Here is a 15,381-nt window from a genome sequence, read left to right on the forward strand (position 1 = left end):
AAACCGCCCGCTTCAGTGAGAGGCAAGCATGAGCACAGACAGCCTTCGAACGGGGACGACAACGCTGCAAACGGGCCGGTTTTCATCCTTGCTGCCGGGCGTCAAGGCACCGGGCGAAGCGTCTGGCCGCATCGGGCTGGCGCTGGTCGCGCTCGGCTTGATCGTCGCCTTCTCGCTGTTGAACAAATCGTTCTTCAGCCTCGACAATTTCGTCGTCATCGGCGTCAACTCGACCTCGATCCTGATCGCCGTGCTCGGCACCTCCGCGCTGCTGATCGCCGGCTATGTCGACCTCTCCATCGGCAGCATGGTCGCCCTGATCGGCATCATCACTGCCAAGGTCGCGGTGGCGACGCAGAGCGCGCTGCTGGCAATCTGCGTCGGCCTGGGTCTGGGCCTTTTGCTCGGTCTGCTCAACGGTCTGCTGGTGCGCAGGCTGAGCATCTCGCCGTTGATCGTCACGCTGGCGATGCTGGCGCTCTATGGCGGCCTTGCCTTCGTCGTCTCCAGCACCGCGGTCTATGGTTTTCCCGAGGCTCTGCTCGAATTGGGGCGGGGCAAGATCTTCGGCATCCAGTACACCGTGATCATCGCCGCGCTGGTCTTTGTCGCCGGAGCCTTTGTCCTGACCAGCACGGTCACCGGCTTGAGGCTCTACGCCATAGGCGGCGACCCGCGCGCGGCCGAACTCTGCGGCATTCCGGTGGGGCGCACGGTGGTCGGCCTCTACGCCGCCAATGGCTTGCTGATCGGTCTGGTATCGGTGCTGATCGCCGGCCGCCTCGGCAGCATCACGCCGACCATCGGCGTTCGCTTCGAGCTCGACGTGCTCACCGCCGCGATCCTTGGCGGCGTCGCTTTTTCCGGCGGCTCCGGCCGGCCGCTCGGCATCGCCATCGGCGTTGCCACCATCGGCATCCTCAATGCAGGACTGATCTTCGTCGGCCTGCAATCATGGTGGCAATCCATTTCGGTGGGAAGCATGCTGTTGCTGGCGCTGGTGGCCGACCAGGCTGCGATCGGTTTTCGCGGCCGGCGCGCTCGGGCCGCCGCGACCAACTTCACGGTGGCGGACAATGGTGCCGTCGCCTCGGCCGGCCCTGCCGTGACGGAGGGCAATGGAGAAGCCCCGCAAGGTCCGGCATTCTCGATTGCCGGCGCCCGCAAATCCTACGGCGCGCTGACGGCATTGGAAGAGGCGAGTTTCACGGTCGGCAAAGGCGAGATCGTCTGTCTGCTCGGCGACAATGGCGCCGGCAAGTCGACGCTGGTGAAGATTATTTCGGGCGCCATCCGGCCCGATGCCGGCGCGATGACCCTCGAGGGCCAGCCGATTTCCTTCAGGAGCCCGCAGGATGCACGCGGCGCCGGCCTGGAGACCGTCTATCAGGATTTGGCGCTCTGCCCGAACCTCAGCGTCGCCCACAATATGATCCTCGGGCGTGAGGAAACGCGGCGTTGGCTCGGTGTCTTCCCGGTTCGCGACGACCGAAAGGCCGCCGAGCAGTGTCGTGCCCGGCTTGCCGCGCTGGGCGTCACGCTTCGCGACGAAAACGTTCTGGTGCGCTCGCTGTCGGGCGGCCAGCGGCAGTCCATCGCCATTGCCCGCGCGCTTGCCGATCACGTCAAGCTTATCTGCCTCGACGAGCCCACCGCCGCGCTCGGCGTCAAGCAGACCGCGCAGGTCGTCAAGCTGATCCGTTCGATCGCCGCCAGCGGCACCGGCGTCATCCTGGTCACGCACGACCTGTCGACGGTCAGGGCGCTGGCCGACAGGATCGTCGTGCTCAGCCTCGGCAGGGTGGCTTACGACGGCTCGGCCAAACAGCTGACCGCCGATCAGCTCTGGGGCCTGATGGCAAGCGGGACGCTGGCGCCGGCCGCTGGGTAGGAATGCCGATCGCAGGATCTAAAGCTCGAGGCAGACCTTGCCGAAATGCCTTTGCGCTTCGTAGTGCCTGAAGGCGGCGGCGATATCCTGCAGTGGAAAGCTGCTGTCGATGACAGGCTTCAGGCGGTTGACCTCTATCGCACGGATCATGTCCTGCTGGTCGGCTTTGCTGCCGATGGAAATTCCGCTGATGCGGATCTGGTTTGAAAACAGCGCCGGGATCGAAACTTCTGCTGCAAAGCCGGTCAGGACGCCGATGAGTGCGATATGCCCGCCTGTCCGGCAGGCCGCTATCGACTGCGCCAGCGTCGCCGGTCCGCCGACCTCGATCACATGATCGACGCCGCGTCCGTCCGTCAGTTCCCTGGCCCTGCCGCCCCACTCCGGCACCGCCTTGTAGTTGACGACGCTGTCGGCCCCGAGTCGTCTGAGCTTCTCCAGCTTCTCTTCGTCGGACGACGTGGCGATGACCCTTGCGCCGGCGGCCTTGGCAAATTGCAGCGCAAACAATGACACGCTGCCGGTGCCAAGGATCAGCACGGTGTCGCCGGGCTTTACCTTGCCGCATGTCACCAGCCCGCGCCAGGCGGTGACGCCCGTACAGGTCAGCGTTGCCGCCTCGAGATGCGTATAGCCCGCCGGCGCCCTGGTGAAGGCGTGCGCCGGCATGCACACATACTCGCTGGCGAAGCCGTCGAAACTGTCTCCGGGAATGTCGCGGCTTGTATCGGATCTCATGTCGCCGGCCAGCCACCAGGGGTAGAAAACACTGACGACGCTGTCGCCCGGCTTGAACGTGTCGACGCCGTCACCGATCGCGATCACCTCGCCGGCGCCATCCGACAGCGGCACGCGGCCGTCGGCGAGCGGCACCTTGCCTTGTACGGCGAAATCGTCGCGCATGTTCAGCGCGCAGGCGCGAATCCTGACCAGCATTTCTCCCGGCCCAGGCCGGGGCTGATCCTCCTCGACCAGGTCTAGCTTGTCCAACCCGCCCGGCGCTCTCAGCCTGACCAGCTTCATAGTCTCTCTCCGACGTAAAGAGCGTTAGCATGGCGGCGGCGGTCCAGCCTATCGCCGGACCGGCCGGCCGGAAATCACGCGCAGCCAAGGCGCCAGATGGACGGCGCTCATCAAGAGATACATCAGCGGCATGCCGGTGAGCGGGGAGGCATCGGCCCCCAGGCACGACATGACGCCGTCGCCAGCGTGAATGCAGGTAAGCAGCGCCATCACGGCGAAAACAGGGGCCGCGGCGAGGCACAGCCAGTCGGCGGTGCGGAGAGAAACTGCATCGGAGCGTTGAGGGACCTCACTGCCGGTGCCTGTGCCGATATCGCTCATGGTCGTAATCCCTTGATGATCAATGCCCGGGTTTCCTGTCCCGTGAGGCACAGGAAACCAAGCTGGATGGGCGCCGCTCCAGGTCCTTACTTGCCGTCCTTGTTGCGGAACGCGGCTTCGCCGGCCGCCGACACTTCCTCCCACGTCTTGTCGGGTGCGGCGTCGTAATTGTCGTGCCAGTTCCACCAGCTGTAGAGCTCGGTCTGCGGATAGCCTTCGGGCGAATCCTCCCAGATTTCCTGGCGGCCGAGCGGCGTTGCGTCGAGGTAGCTCCAGACCGTGCCCATCTGCTCGTCGCCGCGGTTGTTGATGAAGTAGGTGCGATAGACTTTCTTGCCGTCCTGGATGAACACGTTGTGGCCGTGCCATTCGTCGACGCCGAAATCCTTGTCGAAACTGTCGGTGATTGTGTACCAGGGCATCTCCCAACCCATCCGCTGCTTCAAGCTGGCAATGTCGGCCTGCGGCGCGCGGGAGGCATAGGCAAGCGTGGTGTTGCGGGCGTTGAGATGGGCGAGATGGCCGACCTGGTCGGCGCCGAGCGAACAGCCGCGGCAGGCATGTTCGGGCCAGCCGTGGACGCCGGGTTCGTAGAAGGCGCGGTAGACGATCAACTGGCGCCGGCCCTCGAACAAATCGAGCAGGCTCGCTTTGCCGTTGGGACCTTCAAACACATAGGGCTTGTCTACTTCCATCCATGGCATGCGCCGGCGCTCGGCCGACAGCGCGTCCCTGGCGCGCATCGTTGCCTTTTCCTTCACCAGCATCTTTTCGCGCTCGGCTTCCCATTCCTGCCTTGAAACGACCGGTGGGGTCTTCATTGCCACGTGCTTGGTCATTGCTTGTTTCCTTTGCCAGTTGTTGAGCCGTTGTGGCTTGTCGTTGCCTGTTGATCGTGAGGCAGGCTAGGGCCGCGAGGCGGCGAGGGCGGAGTTACAAATGTGACGGCATTTGCAGGCGGGCCACCGCAGCAGGGGTGGCGAGGCCGCACGGTGGGCTCGAAGTCCTCGGAAGCAGGCATGGTCGGTTTTTCCTTATTGAGAAGCTTAACACGACTGTCTGAGATGCTCAGGCTAGCGAATGCGATATTGCCGTCAACGCAGGCCTGGGCGTCTTCAACCAGTCCAGATGGCTAGGTCGCCGTCCGCGGCTTGCTGCTTGGCGGTGGTGACTTAAGTTAGGGCCGATAAGGGGAGCGGTGGGAGTTACAAATGTGACGGGATTTGCATGGACTCGCTGATCACCGCGGCAGGGCTGGCGCTGGCGGCGGGCAATCCGCTGGCGGCACTCGACCGCGTCGCCTTGCGCGAGGATGCCCCGGCGCTGGCGTTGCGCGGCATTGCCATGGCGCAGCTCGGCGATTTCGATCGCGCCAAAGTACTGTTGCGTAGGGCCGGCCGTGCCTTCGGTCCAAAGGAGGCGGTGGCGCGCGCCAGGTGCGTTGTCGCCGAAGCCGAGATCGCACTTGTTTCGCGTGATCTCGGCTGGCCGTCCAAGGCGCTCGACGCGGCGCGGTCGACATTGGAAAAGCATGGCGACCGGCTGAACGCGGCGCATGCCGGGCATCTCAAAGTGCGCCGCCTGCTGCTGATCGGCCGCCTCGACGAGGCTGAAGACGTGCTGGCTGGGCTCGATCCGTCGCCGCTTCCGCCGGCCTCACGCGCCGCGCATGAACTCGCGGTTGCCGGCATCGCCATGCGGCGCCTGAAGACGAAGGCCGCGCGCGCAGCCCTTGAGTGGGCGCGCCATGCCGCCCGCCGGGCCGGCATTCCGGGTCTCATGGCGGAGGTCGACAGCGCCTTCCTGGCGCTGGAGACGCCGGCGGCGCGGCTGATCGCAGGCGGCGAGGAGCATCCGCTGTTGCTCGAAGAAGTCGAGGCGCTGCAGGCGTCGCGCGCGCTGGTCGTCGATACGTTCCGCTATATCGTGCACAAGCAGGAAACAACGATCTCGCTGGCAACGCGGCCGGTGCTGTTTGCGCTGGCGCGCGCGCTTGCCGAAGCCTGGCCGGCGGATGTGCCGAGGGCGACGCTGATTGCCCGCGCCTTTGGCGGCCGGCATGCCGATGAATCGCATCGCGCCAGGCTGCGGGTCGAGATCGGCCGGCTGCGCGCCGAATTGCGGCCGCTGGCGGGCATCGGCGCGACCAGCCAGGGCTTTGCGCTAAAGCCGCGCGAAGCAGGCTCCGTGGCGGTGCTGGCGCGGCCGATCGAGGAGCGGCACGCCGCGGTGCTGGCCTTCCTGGCCGATGGTGAATCCTGGGCCAGCTCGGCGTTGGCGCTGGCGCTGGGCGCCGGACAGCGCAGCGTACAGCGGGCGCTCGAGCAGTTGGCCGAGACCGGCAAAGTGCAGTCCTTCGGCCACGGCCGGGCGCGGCGCTGGATGACGCCACCGGTCGCTGGTTTCACGACCACCTTGTTACTCCCGTCGCCGCTGCCGAACGGCTAGGAAAGGTGACCATGATCGAGGACCAGGACATGAAACATTCAGCAGCGGAAATCCTGCGCGAATACGGGCCCTTTCCTGATGTCGACACCGTGCACGGCGTGAGCTTCGACGGACAGAATGTCTGGTTTGCGACGGGCGAGCGGCTGACCGCCTTCGATCCGGCAAGCGGCGAGACGCTGCGCTCGATCGATGTCGCGGCACATGCCGGCACCGCCTATGACGGCCGGCATCTGTTCCAGCTCGCCGGGGACCGCATCCAGAAGATCGACCCCGATACCGGCAAGGTGCTCTCCACCATCCCGGCGCCCGGCGGCGGCCGCGATTCCGGCATGACCTGGGCCGAGGGCACGCTCTGGGTGGGGCAGAACCGGGAGCGCAAGATCCACCAGATCGATCCCGAGACCGGGAAAATCCTGCGCACCATCGACTCAAACCGCTTCGTCACCGGAGTGACCTGGGTCGATGGCGAGCTCTGGCACGGCACCTGGGAAGGCGACCAGAGCGATGTCCGGCGCGTCGATCCGCAAACTGGCAAGGTGCTGGAACGGCTCGACATGCCGGCGGGGGTGGGCGTTTCCGGGCTCGAATCCGACGGCGGCGACCGCTTCTTTTGCGGCAGCGGCCCTGGCGGCATGGTGCGATCGGTGCGTCGGCCGAAGTAAGGCCGTCAAGTATTGGGCCGGCAGCGTATTTCCTACGGTCATCCCGCCGAGATCATATCCCGGAGCCGTCGAGCAGCGGGACGTCTTCGCCTTGCCACGGACTTGGCATTGAAGCCCGGCTCAGATTGGCCGTCGGCAGCGGCATCCAGCATTTCAACTCCGGTTCGGGGTATTCGATCACCCGTCCTGGCGACGAATCGGAAGAGCGCCAGCCCTCCGTGCCGAACTGGTCGGCGCGCGACCAGTAAGCGAGGTCGACCTCGGCCGGCCCCTGTTCCGATGGCCTGACCGTGACCAGGATGCGGCTGCCGTCCTTGGGGGCGCTCGCCATGTGCCGCCAGCGATCGGGTTCGTCCATTCTCATGTCCTCCTGCACGTTGCAGGGATAGTCGCCGCGCGCTTGGCAGCGGTCAACCCGAACTTTGCCCAAGCACGAGATCTGTTTAGCACTCCCGCGCCGTCGGCCGAAACAAGATCTGGTTCATGTCGACCTCGTCGGGCTGGCTCACGGCGAACGCCCCCATGGCGAAAGAATCCGGATGCCGGGCCGCAACAGGAAAATCGAAACCGGCATGTGAACGGGCTCACATGCCGCCACTGCAAGGAACGCTATGGGACGTCCGGCCATGACAGGGGTTTCGGATGACACTTGCTGATCTGTCTTTTTATCTTTTCACTATTTTCAATGGCTTGCGGGTGGTGTCCTACCTGCCGCAGATCGTGCGGGTGGCCCGGGACAGGCACGGGGCGTCGGCGATTTCCTACGCGACCTGGCTGTTGTGGACAGGCGCCAACGCCACGACGGGACTCTACGCCCACATCAATCTGAACGATCCCGCTCTGGCGGCGATCAACTGGCTGAACGCCGTATGCTGCGTGCTGGTCATCGCGCTCACCGCCTACAAGCGCCATCGCGCACGGCTTCCGGTTGAGGAAGCCGCAAGCCGGTCGGAAGCGACCGCTCTGATGGTCGACAATGTCTGCTGAAGATCACCGCGGCAGATTGCGCTTTTCGAGGCCGCTCTCAGACATGCACGGTGCCATGCGAAAGCTCGCCCTCGTCGCTTGAGATGAGGAAAGCGGCTGCGAGTAGGCCGACATAGAACAGCCCGACCATGCACACGACATAGATGCCTGGAACCGGGCCGAGCTGCGCCACGCGCGCGGCGTCGAGAAATGACGCGCCCAAGCCTATCGGCGACCCTTCGCGCTGCAGACTGGGCGTCGTGATCTTCAGCACCCACGCCAGCATCAGGATCGTGTACATGAAAATGTAGTTGCGGCGCAGCCGGCGCACCAACGCCGCGCGTTGCGAGATCAGGAAGCGCGGCGAACGCAGGCCTTCGCCGACGATGGCCAGCCAGTTGGAGGCGTAGTCGGGCTGCGGCGAGAAAATCTGCGCGAAATAATAGCGCTCGAACTGGCGCACCCTGGCCCGGTAGACGTCGAAGAAACGATAGCGCCGCGCCTCGATCCATAGCAGCAGCGTGGTCAGCAGCATGGCAAAGAGCAGCACCCCATGATGGGCGCTGGGCGTCGAGAGTGAGACTGAGAGCATGGCGGCGACGACAGTAATCGCCCAGTTGCTGGTACGGTCCAGCCGGTCGCGCCAGCCGGCCATGCGGGCGATTTCGGCGCGGTGGAAATGCGACATGGTGGCCACGAATTCCGATGAGGTGAGCTTCAGCGCGAACGCATCAGAGGCCCGCGGCGCTGCAGCCGCTTCGTCGGTTTTCACGGTCTTGACCTGGGACATCCCTTGCCACGCGCCTCCCAACGCCATGGCCGGCCGAAACGACGCCGGTCATCCCCATCCGCGCAACGCGCAATCGGTTGAAAATGTTCCGTCGCCGGCCCGGGTCTCGGCGGTTTATCCGCAGTCAGATAGGCCCGTTATGCGATTCAGGTAAGGAGGAACCTGCGGCGCGCCAAGGGAGCGTGGCGTGCAACCGATCTCGCCCGCAAACGTTATACCGGGCACGATGAGGGGGTGCATGTCCTTCGTGGTCAACCGGCGCCGGTCGGTCGCGCTTGCCGCGGCAGCCTTCGCATTCATGCCGGCCGCATCGTTGGCAGCCGAAAAGACCGGCATGTCCAGCGAGGGCATTTTCGTTCTCGAAATCCTCCTTCTGCTTCTCGTCGGCCGCGGCATCGGCGAATTGCTGGAGCGTCTCGGCCAGCCGGCGGTGATGGGTCAGCTCATCGGCGGCATCCTGCTCGGGCCATCGCTGCTCGGCTGGCTATTGCCGGAAGCAGAACGCGTGATCTTTTCAGGCGACGCCACCCAAAAGAGCATGATCAGCGCCATCGCACAGCTCGGCGTGTTGATGCTTCTGTTGCTCACCGGGATGGAGACGGATCTGCGGCTGGTGCGCAGGGTCGGCCGTGCGTGCTTTTCCATCTCCGCCGCGGGCGTCGCCGTGCCTTTCGCGCTCGGCTTCACCGCCGCACAGCTCATGCCGGCCTCGCTGCTGGCCGACGGAACCGAGCGCATTGTCGCCGGTCTCTTCCTCGGCACGGCGCTGTCGATCTCCTCGGTCAAGATCGTCGCCATGGTGGTGCGCGAGATGAACTTCATGCGCCGCGATCTCGGTCAGACCATCGTCTCGTCGGCCATCATCGAGGACACGATCGGCTGGGTGATCATCGCCATCACCATCGGCATCGCCACCAAGGGGCGCTTCGAGCTCGGCAGCCTTGCCTTCACCATTGTCGGCGTTGCCGCCTTCATGGGGTTTTCCTTCACGATTGGCCGCCGCATCGTCTTCGACGCCATCCGCTGGACCAACGATACGTTCCGCAGCGAATACGCCGTCGTCACCGTCATTCTCGCCATCATGGGCGCAATGGCGCTGATCACCGATCTGATCGGCGTCCACACCGTGCTTGGCGCCTTCGTCGCCGGCATACTGGTTGGGGAATCGCCGATCCTGTCGCGTCATATCGAAGGGCAATTGCGCGGCGTCATCATGGCGCTGTTCATGCCGGTTTTCTTCGGCGTCGCCGGCCTTTCGGCGGATCTCACCGTGCTTGTCGACCACGAGCTTGCGCTACTCACGGCCGCTTTGGTGCTGATCGCCAGCTTCGGCAAATTCGCCGGCGCCTTCATCGGCGCCGAGCTTGCCGGCATGAGCCGCAAGGAAGGCATCGCCGTCGGTTGCGGCATGAACGCGCGCGGCTCGACCGAAGTCATCGTCGCCTCGATTGGCCTGTCGATCGGCGTTCTGTCGCACGATCTTTTCACCATGATCGTGACCATGGCCGTCATCACCACGCTCGCCATGCCGCCGACCTTGCGTTGGGCACTCGGCCGCTTGCCGATGGGCGAGACCGAGAAGAAGCGTCTGGAGCGCGAGGAGATCGACCAACGCGGCTTCATCGCCAATCTGGAACGACTGCTGGTGGTGACCGATGAGGGCGTTGTCGGCCGCTTTGCTGCTTACCTCGCAGGAGTCGTGGGCGCCGGCAGGCCGACGACGGTGCTGCATGCCCGAGGCGAGGGGGAGGAGGCCGAGCCCGGCACGGATGCGAAGCTCGAGCCGATCGAAAAGGGTGCCGAGGACAGCCGCGAGGCCGCCAGGAGTTCGGACGAGGAGCTGGCCCGCGCGGCGCCTGTCACGCGGCGCCACGAGGCCGAGCTTTCGGCCGAAACGGTTGCCAAGGAGGCGCGCAAAGGCTATGGGCTGCTGCTGATCGGGCTCGGCCGCGCGGTCACGTCGAAAGGTGGGTTTGCCCGCCGCATCAACGAGATCGCCGGCGCCTTCGAGGGCCCGCTATGCCTGGTGCTGAAGGCGACCGGCGCCGGCCGCCAGATGCCAAGGCTAGGACCTGAAGGCGGGAAGATTCTGGTTCCGGTCAACGGCACCGCGATCGCCCGCCGGGGTGCCGAAATGGCGCTGGCGATTGCAGCGGTCACGGGTGCGCGGGTCAAGATACTTTATGTCGCGCGCGTCGGCCGCGACGAACCGCGCGACACTGTCTCGCATCGCCGCAGGGAGGCGGTGCTGAAGGATACCGTCGCACTAGCCGACCGCTATGGCGTCGAGATCGAGACGGCCATCCGCAGCCGGGCCGCCGCCGCCGATGCCATTGCCCGCCAGGCCGGCAGGGGGGCGGCGCTGATCGTCATGGGCGTGGCGCGGCGCCCTGGCGAGGAACTCTTCTTCGGCGAGACGACCACCGGCGTGCTGCAGCGCTGCCAATGCCCGGTGGTGCTGATCTCGGACGCCAGGCTCAGCCGCGACGACGAGGGCAGAGAAGAGCTGCGCTCGGGAACGGGGACAGGGTGATGAGTATTTCCCCTCGAGGGGAAATTTCGCTCATGCCGCCTGCAGCCTCTCTCGGCCGGGCTGCGGCGGGAAGGCGATGGCGATGCCGGCAGCACCGAGGCCGATCAGCGCCGAGCCGATGAACAGCCAGGAATAGCTGGCATAGGCGTCGAAGATCATGCCGCCGGCGAGCGGGCCGAACGACATGCCGAGGCTGGACAACAGGGTCGCGGCGCCAAGTATCGTGCCGATGATGCGTGGCCCGAAATAGTCGCGCGCCAGAACCGCATAGAGCGGCATGACGCCGCCATATGTGGCGCCGAAGATGATCGCCAGGAGATAGAACTGCTCGAGATTGCCGACGGCGAGATAGGCGGCGATCACCACCGCCTGGATGGCGAGGCCCACGATCAGCACCGGCTTGGCGCCCAGCCTGTCGCCGAGCACGCCGTAGAGCACGCGCCCGCCAAGGCCGGCAAGGCCCTCGACGCTGTAGATCGACACGGCTGCCATCGGCGCCACGCCGCACGACATGGCATAGCTCACCATGTGGAAGATCGGCCCCGAATGCGCCGCGCAACAGGCGAAGAAGGTCATGCCCAGCACCAGGAATTGCGGCGAGCGCAACGCCTGGCCGACTGACATGCCGGGGGCCGCGGCAGGTGCGGGCGCGCTGCCATCCGCTGCCGCGACCGCCGCCGACGGCTGGAGCACCAGGAAGACGGCCGGCAGCAACAGCACCCAAGCCATGATCCCGATGTCGAACATGGCGGTACGCCAGTCATAGGCCGTGATCAGCCAGCGTGCGAAGGGCGAAATGGTCATCGGCGCCACGCCCATGCCGGCCGAGACCAGCGACACGGCCAGGCTGCGATGGGTCTCGAACCAGGCGGTGGTCAGCGCGATCATCGGCGCGAAGAAGGCGCTGGCCGCCAGCCCGACGATGACGCCATAGCTCAGCTGGAAGACCAGCAGCGATTGGGCTCGGCTTGCCACCACCAGCGACAGACCGAGCAGCACCGCGCCGGCAAAAACCACCGGGCGGGCGCCGACACGGTCATAGATGGCGCCCCAGGCGAAACCGCCTGCGCCCATCACCAAGAAATTCAGCGTCATGGCGCTGGAAATGCCGGTTCGCGACCAGTTGGTGTCGAGCGCCATCGGCTCGAGAAAGATCGCCAGCGAAAACATCGCGCCGAGCGCCACACAGGTCATCAGCGCGCCGCACGCGACGATCACCCAACGGTAGGAACTGTTCATGCTCTTCTCCCGAGATCGGTTTCGATGCGGCGCCACTCGCTCCAGCTCCGTTGCGCCGCTTGCGTCCGAAGGACGTTGGCGGGATTTCGAATCCGACGATCCGATTGCATTTTATCCGGTCTGCGTGGAAGTCCATCCGGATATGACAAAAGCAGGGGCGTAAGGCTGCCAAGCGCGCCGACAAGATAGACTGCCGAATTGACGAGCCGCTCCGCGGCACTAGCTTTGTGGTCTCGCGACGGGAGATATCGCTCATGGAACTGCATCGCGGCCGCCTCATCGACCACGTCCAGCTGGTGGTCAGGGACCTCAAGGCGAGCCGGCGCTTCTATGAAGCCGTCTTCAAGGTGCTCGGCATTCCGATCGGCGGCGAGGCCGAGGACTATTTCTGGGCCGACGAGCTGTTCATCTCAAGCCTCGACAGCCGGGCGGCGAGGGGACAGCTGACCGGGCGCCATCATCTGGCCTTCCAGGCCAGGGACAAGGCCATGGTCGATGCGTTCTACAAGGCTGGCCTCGATGCCGGCGGGGCCGACAATGGCGCGCCGGGTGAGCGGCCCTACCACCCCGGCTACTACGCCGCCTTCCTGCTCGACCCCGACGGCAACAACATCGAGGCGGTGTTTCACGGGCCGGCAAAGCGAAGTGCCGCTTCGGTCGAGATCAATTTCTAGCGCAGGTTCACGAGGAGCGGGTTGCGGTGATCCGTCCGGAGTTCTCGCAAAAACAAAGAGTTGAAGCGGTCCACGGATTCAATCTCTGAACTGCTTCACATTGCCGGCGCGTAGCGGTTCACCACCATTCCGCAGGCATAGGCTTTAGAGCCGAGCAGGCGCAATTTCAGGAAGCCGCCACAGTCGAAAATCCGCTCGCCGTCGCCCAGCGCGGCCGGATTGATGAACAGCTGGAACTCATCGACCAGTCCCGCTGCAATCAGCGCCGAGGCAAAGCCGGCGCCGCCGAATACCGCCATGTCGCCTTCACCTTCAGCTTTCAGCGCCTTGACCTCGCGCGGCAGGTCGCCGCTGGCAAGCGTCGTGCGCTCCCACCGCGATGCCGCGAGCTTGTCGCTCAGCACCACCTTGCGCGCCTCGACGATGCGCTGCGCAAAGGTGTAGAAGGGATCGCGCGGATAGTTTTTTGCCGCATTGCCCCAATGGGTTAGATAGCCTTCTTCGGCCATCTTGCGGCTGAGCAGAATGGTATCGATGCCGGCGAACACCGCGTTGAAATCCTGCTTCAAGTCGTCGTCCCACGGGCAGTTGGCGCCCCATTCCCAGAGCTGCCAGTGCTCATCGCCGGCCGCGCCGACAAAACCGTCGACCGACATCTGCATCTGCAGGATCAGTTTTCTCATCGTTGTTCTCCTGATTGAGCTCTGGTGTCACCAGCGCCAGGTCAGGCGGCGTTGGTGATTGCTTTACTTTCGGAACCATTGACACGAGAGAAAAATGATGTCAATAGTAAAGTGATTTAGAAATGGAAGCATTGAGAATGTCGACCAGGGAAAGATCCGGCTGCCCCATCAGCCTGTCGCTCGAATTGCTCGGTGACCGCTGGACGCTGCTGATCATCCGCGACATGATTTTCGCGGGAAAAAGGCACTTCCGGGAGTTTCTGCTATCAGGCGAAGGCATCTCGTCGCGCACGCTGGCCGAGCGGCTGCAGACCTTGCAGGATGAGGGCATTGTCACCAGAAGCGACGACCCCACGCACAAGCTCAAGGCGATCTATAAGCTGACCGAGGCGGGCATCGACCTGTTGCCGGTGCTGGCGACGCTCGGCGCCTGGGGCAGCAAATACCGCAACGCCGATGACAAGCTGGCAAGGATCGCCGATGAACTGGCGACGGGCGGCGAGGCAGGCCTGGAGCAGATAAAGAAGAAGCTGCGCGCCGAGCATATCGGCTAAGGAGCAACGCCAGCCCTCCCTTCGGGCCGATGGCGGGCTACATCGACACGACGTCGCGCAGCCTCACCCTTCCCATCCTGCAAATCGCTGTGGCCAGAGCCATGTCTGCTTCGGATTGCCATCGCCCGAACACGGCCTCTTCCAGCCAGCGCGCGGTGGCGGGGGCGGCATGCATGCCGATTGGGCCCATGCCGCCATGCACGTAGAGCTCTTCGACCGCGGTGCGGCCGTCGACAGGCAGCCCGTCCGACAGCATGGGGCGATTGCCGGGATAGACATTCGTCACCCTGGGTGAGCCGAGACCGGACAGGATGCGCAGCGTGCGCGCCGCGATGCGAAGGCGTCTCGGCGCTAGCGCGCCGATCCACCTTCTCCAACAAGGGCAGAAGGTGAGGCGCGCCTTGTCCCGCCTGCGCTTCTACGCGTAGCCTAAGGAACTAGCGGGAGGAGAATCGCTTGGACACCACTGTCGTTATTGTCGGCGCCGGGCCTGCCGGCCTTGCGGTCGGTGCCTGCCTGAAGCGGGCAGGAGTGGATTTCATCCTGCTCGAAAGATCGCAGGAGATCGCCCCCGCCTGGCGGCGGCACTATCGGCGGCTGCATCTGCATACGGTCAAGTCGTTCTCGTCGCTGCCGTTCCAGCCCTTTCCCAAAAATTATCCGCGCTACGTGCCGCGCGAACTGGTGGTCCGCTATCTCGACGACTACGCGCAAAAATTCGATCTGCGCCCGCGCTTCGGCGTAACGGTGAAAGCCATTCGCCGTACCGACAGCGGTTTTCTGGTCGAGACAGGTTCGGACAACCTGAAGGCGCGCCATGTCGTCATCGCCAGCGGTAACAATGCCGAGCCGATCGTCCCCCGGCTCCCTGCCATCGAGGCTTTCAAGGGCGAGGTGCTGCACAGCGCCAACTATACGCAAGCGGCGCCCTTTGCCAGCCGCTCGGTGCTGATCGTCGGCATGGGCAACACCGGCGCCGAGATCGCGCTCGACTTGGCGGAAAGTGGCGCGCGTCCGACCATTTCGGTGCGCAAGGGCGTCCACATCGTGCCGCGCCAGCTGTTTGGCGTGCCGATCCAGATGGTCGGCATCGCCAGCCGGCCAATGCCGCAGGCGCTGAACGACTGGATGTTTCCGATCATCCTCGATTTCGCGCTGGGCAAGCTCGAGAAATACGGCATCGTCAGGCCGAAACAGGGCATCCTGCAACAGATCGACGAAGTCGGCCGCATCCCGGTCATCGACGTCGGCACGGTCGACGCCATCACCAAAGGCGCCATCAAGATCGCGCCCGACATAGCGGGCTTCACCGAGCGCGGCGCTGCGTTCACCGACGGCAGGCAGGAAAATTTCGACGCCGTCATCCTCGCCACCGGCTATCGCCCGGGCTACGAAAAGTTTCTGCCCGTGGAATTGCAGCCGGAGCGCAGTGGCGTCAACGCCCGCGCCTCGCAACTCGGCCTCTACCTCGTCGGCTTCTACAATCCGGTCACCGGTCTGCTCAGGGAAATTGGACGCGAGGCGAAGGCAGTGGCGGCCGACATTGCTCGGCGAGGCTGAAAGGGGCGGCGTCGGCCAAGCTGCGGATCTCCCGCCT

16 protein-coding genes are annotated in these 15,381 nt (G+C 64.8%); 8 read left to right on the forward strand and 8 right to left on the reverse strand.

The window, feature by feature from the left end; translation table 11 throughout:
* The first annotated feature begins 28 nt into the window (after positions 1-28).
* Complete coding sequence (locus NKJ80_RS05875) at positions 29-1,891, forward strand: ATP-binding cassette domain-containing protein (RefSeq protein WP_352497231.1); 1,863 nt, start codon at positions 29-31, stop codon at positions 1,889-1,891.
* 18 nt (positions 1,892-1,909) lie between these two features.
* Here NKJ80_RS05875 and NKJ80_RS05880 read toward each other — a convergent pair whose 3' ends face one another.
* The 3 genes from NKJ80_RS05880 to NKJ80_RS05890 all read right to left on the reverse strand — a co-directional run bounded on the left by NKJ80_RS05880 (position 1,910) and on the right by NKJ80_RS05890 (position 4,074).
* A complete protein-coding gene (locus tag NKJ80_RS05880) occupies positions 1,910-2,914 on the reverse strand; it encodes a zinc-dependent alcohol dehydrogenase family protein (protein WP_023689800.1) in 1,005 nt (334 codons plus the stop codon).
* 48 nt (positions 2,915-2,962) lie between these two features.
* On the reverse strand, positions 2,963-3,235 hold the full coding sequence (locus tag NKJ80_RS05885; RefSeq protein ID WP_023685488.1) for a hypothetical protein: 273 nt from the start codon (positions 3,233-3,235) through the stop codon (positions 2,963-2,965).
* Positions 3,236-3,321: 86 nt separating this feature from the next.
* Positions 3,322-4,074 carry a DUF899 domain-containing protein gene (locus NKJ80_RS05890; RefSeq protein ID WP_023685489.1) on the reverse strand — a complete coding sequence of 251 codons (753 nt, stop codon included), beginning with the start codon at positions 4,072-4,074 and terminating at the stop codon, positions 3,322-3,324.
* Positions 4,075-4,462: 388 nt separating this feature from the next.
* Here NKJ80_RS05890 and NKJ80_RS05895 point away from each other — a divergent pair, with 388 nt between their 5' ends.
* Positions 4,463-5,683, forward strand: a complete 1,221-nt coding sequence (locus tag NKJ80_RS05895) for a hypothetical protein (RefSeq protein WP_023685490.1) — start codon at positions 4,463-4,465, stop codon at positions 5,681-5,683.
* 29 nt (positions 5,684-5,712) lie between these two features.
* Positions 5,713-6,345 carry a Vgb family protein gene (locus NKJ80_RS05900; RefSeq protein WP_023730380.1) on the forward strand — a complete coding sequence of 211 codons (633 nt, stop codon included), beginning with the start codon at positions 5,713-5,715 and terminating at the stop codon, positions 6,343-6,345.
* Positions 6,346-6,397: 52 nt separating this feature from the next.
* Here the strand turns inward: NKJ80_RS05900 and NKJ80_RS05905 are convergent, their stop codons facing one another.
* A complete protein-coding gene (locus NKJ80_RS05905) occupies positions 6,398-6,703 on the reverse strand; it encodes a hypothetical protein (RefSeq protein WP_023689804.1) in 306 nt (101 codons plus the stop codon).
* 284 nt (positions 6,704-6,987) lie between these two features.
* Between NKJ80_RS05905 and NKJ80_RS05915 the strand changes: the two genes are divergently transcribed.
* A complete protein-coding gene (locus tag NKJ80_RS05915) occupies positions 6,988-7,332 on the forward strand; it encodes a PQ-loop domain-containing transporter (RefSeq protein ID WP_023673886.1) in 345 nt (114 codons plus the stop codon).
* 37 nt (positions 7,333-7,369) lie between these two features.
* Here NKJ80_RS05915 and NKJ80_RS05920 read toward each other — a convergent pair whose 3' ends face one another.
* The gene (locus NKJ80_RS05920; protein WP_023673885.1) at positions 7,370-8,101 is read right to left on the reverse strand and encodes a DUF2270 domain-containing protein; all 732 of its coding nucleotides are present in this window, start codon (positions 8,099-8,101) and stop codon (positions 7,370-7,372) included.
* A 238-nt stretch (positions 8,102-8,339) separates the two neighbouring features.
* On the opposite strand from NKJ80_RS05920, the gene NKJ80_RS05925 reads away from it, so the two are divergent.
* A complete protein-coding gene (locus NKJ80_RS05925; RefSeq protein ID WP_352497232.1) occupies positions 8,340-10,634 on the forward strand; it encodes a cation:proton antiporter domain-containing protein in 2,295 nt (764 codons plus the stop codon).
* Positions 10,635-10,664: 30 nt separating this feature from the next.
* Here the strand turns inward: NKJ80_RS05925 and NKJ80_RS05930 are convergent, their stop codons facing one another.
* Positions 10,665-11,873: an MFS transporter gene (locus NKJ80_RS05930; protein ID WP_023735437.1), complete on the reverse strand. Its 1,209-nt coding sequence runs from the start codon at positions 11,871-11,873 to the stop codon at positions 10,665-10,667.
* 245 nt (positions 11,874-12,118) lie between these two features.
* Here NKJ80_RS05930 and NKJ80_RS05935 point away from each other — a divergent pair, with 245 nt between their 5' ends.
* Positions 12,119-12,547 carry a VOC family protein gene (locus tag NKJ80_RS05935; RefSeq protein WP_155922514.1) on the forward strand — a complete coding sequence of 143 codons (429 nt, stop codon included), beginning with the start codon at positions 12,119-12,121 and terminating at the stop codon, positions 12,545-12,547.
* A gap of 95 nt (positions 12,548-12,642) precedes the next feature.
* On the opposite strand, the gene NKJ80_RS05940 is transcribed toward NKJ80_RS05935, so the two are convergent.
* On the reverse strand, positions 12,643-13,230 hold the full coding sequence (locus NKJ80_RS05940; protein ID WP_352497233.1) for a dihydrofolate reductase family protein: 588 nt from the start codon (positions 13,228-13,230) through the stop codon (positions 12,643-12,645).
* A gap of 137 nt (positions 13,231-13,367) precedes the next feature.
* Between NKJ80_RS05940 and NKJ80_RS05945 the strand changes: the two genes are divergently transcribed.
* Complete coding sequence (locus NKJ80_RS05945; protein WP_023673465.1) at positions 13,368-13,784, forward strand: winged helix-turn-helix transcriptional regulator; 417 nt, start codon at positions 13,368-13,370, stop codon at positions 13,782-13,784.
* 37 nt (positions 13,785-13,821) lie between these two features.
* Here the strand turns inward: NKJ80_RS05945 and NKJ80_RS05950 are convergent, their stop codons facing one another.
* Positions 13,822-14,070 carry an FAD-dependent oxidoreductase gene (locus NKJ80_RS05950; RefSeq protein WP_245274447.1) on the reverse strand — a complete coding sequence of 83 codons (249 nt, stop codon included), beginning with the start codon at positions 14,068-14,070 and terminating at the stop codon, positions 13,822-13,824.
* Between the two features lie 170 nt (positions 14,071-14,240).
* Here NKJ80_RS05950 and NKJ80_RS05955 point away from each other — a divergent pair, with 170 nt between their 5' ends.
* Entirely contained in the window at positions 14,241-15,344 is a 1,104-nt protein-coding gene (locus NKJ80_RS05955; RefSeq protein WP_352497234.1) for a flavin-containing monooxygenase, read from the forward strand.
* Positions 15,345-15,381 lie beyond the last annotated feature (37 nt).

The organism is Mesorhizobium sp. M0030 (assembly GCF_040323695.1).
GTDB lineage: Bacteria > Pseudomonadota > Alphaproteobacteria > Rhizobiales > Rhizobiaceae > Mesorhizobium.

What these genes read in the sequence shown, in the direction of transcription:
- NKJ80_RS05875 (WP_352497231.1), top strand. Translation starts at nt 29, where the DNA reads ATGAGCACAGACAGCCTTCGAACGGGGACGACAACGCTGCAAACGGGC.
- NKJ80_RS05880 (WP_023689800.1), bottom strand. Translation starts at nt 2,914, where the DNA reads ATGAAGCTGGTCAGGCTGAGAGCGCCGGGCGGGTTGGACAAGCTAGAC.
- NKJ80_RS05885 (WP_023685488.1), bottom strand. Translation starts at nt 3,235, where the DNA reads ATGAGCGATATCGGCACAGGCACCGGCAGTGAGGTCCCTCAACGCTCC.
- NKJ80_RS05890 (WP_023685489.1), bottom strand. Translation starts at nt 4,074, where the DNA reads ATGACCAAGCACGTGGCAATGAAGACCCCACCGGTCGTTTCAAGGCAG.
- NKJ80_RS05895 (WP_023685490.1), top strand. Translation starts at nt 4,463, where the DNA reads ATGGACTCGCTGATCACCGCGGCAGGGCTGGCGCTGGCGGCGGGCAAT.
- NKJ80_RS05900 (WP_023730380.1), top strand. Translation starts at nt 5,713, where the DNA reads ATGAAACATTCAGCAGCGGAAATCCTGCGCGAATACGGGCCCTTTCCT.
- NKJ80_RS05905 (WP_023689804.1), bottom strand. Translation starts at nt 6,703, where the DNA reads ATGGACGAACCCGATCGCTGGCGGCACATGGCGAGCGCCCCCAAGGAC.
- NKJ80_RS05915 (WP_023673886.1), top strand. Translation starts at nt 6,988, where the DNA reads ATGACACTTGCTGATCTGTCTTTTTATCTTTTCACTATTTTCAATGGC.
- NKJ80_RS05920 (WP_023673885.1), bottom strand. Translation starts at nt 8,101, where the DNA reads ATGTCCCAGGTCAAGACCGTGAAAACCGACGAAGCGGCTGCAGCGCCG.
- NKJ80_RS05925 (WP_352497232.1), top strand. Translation starts at nt 8,340, where the DNA reads ATGTCCTTCGTGGTCAACCGGCGCCGGTCGGTCGCGCTTGCCGCGGCA.
- NKJ80_RS05930 (WP_023735437.1), bottom strand. Translation starts at nt 11,873, where the DNA reads ATGAACAGTTCCTACCGTTGGGTGATCGTCGCGTGCGGCGCGCTGATG.
- NKJ80_RS05940 (WP_352497233.1), bottom strand. Translation starts at nt 13,230, where the DNA reads ATGAGAAAACTGATCCTGCAGATGCAGATGTCGGTCGACGGTTTTGTC.
- NKJ80_RS05945 (WP_023673465.1), top strand. Translation starts at nt 13,368, where the DNA reads ATGTCGACCAGGGAAAGATCCGGCTGCCCCATCAGCCTGTCGCTCGAA.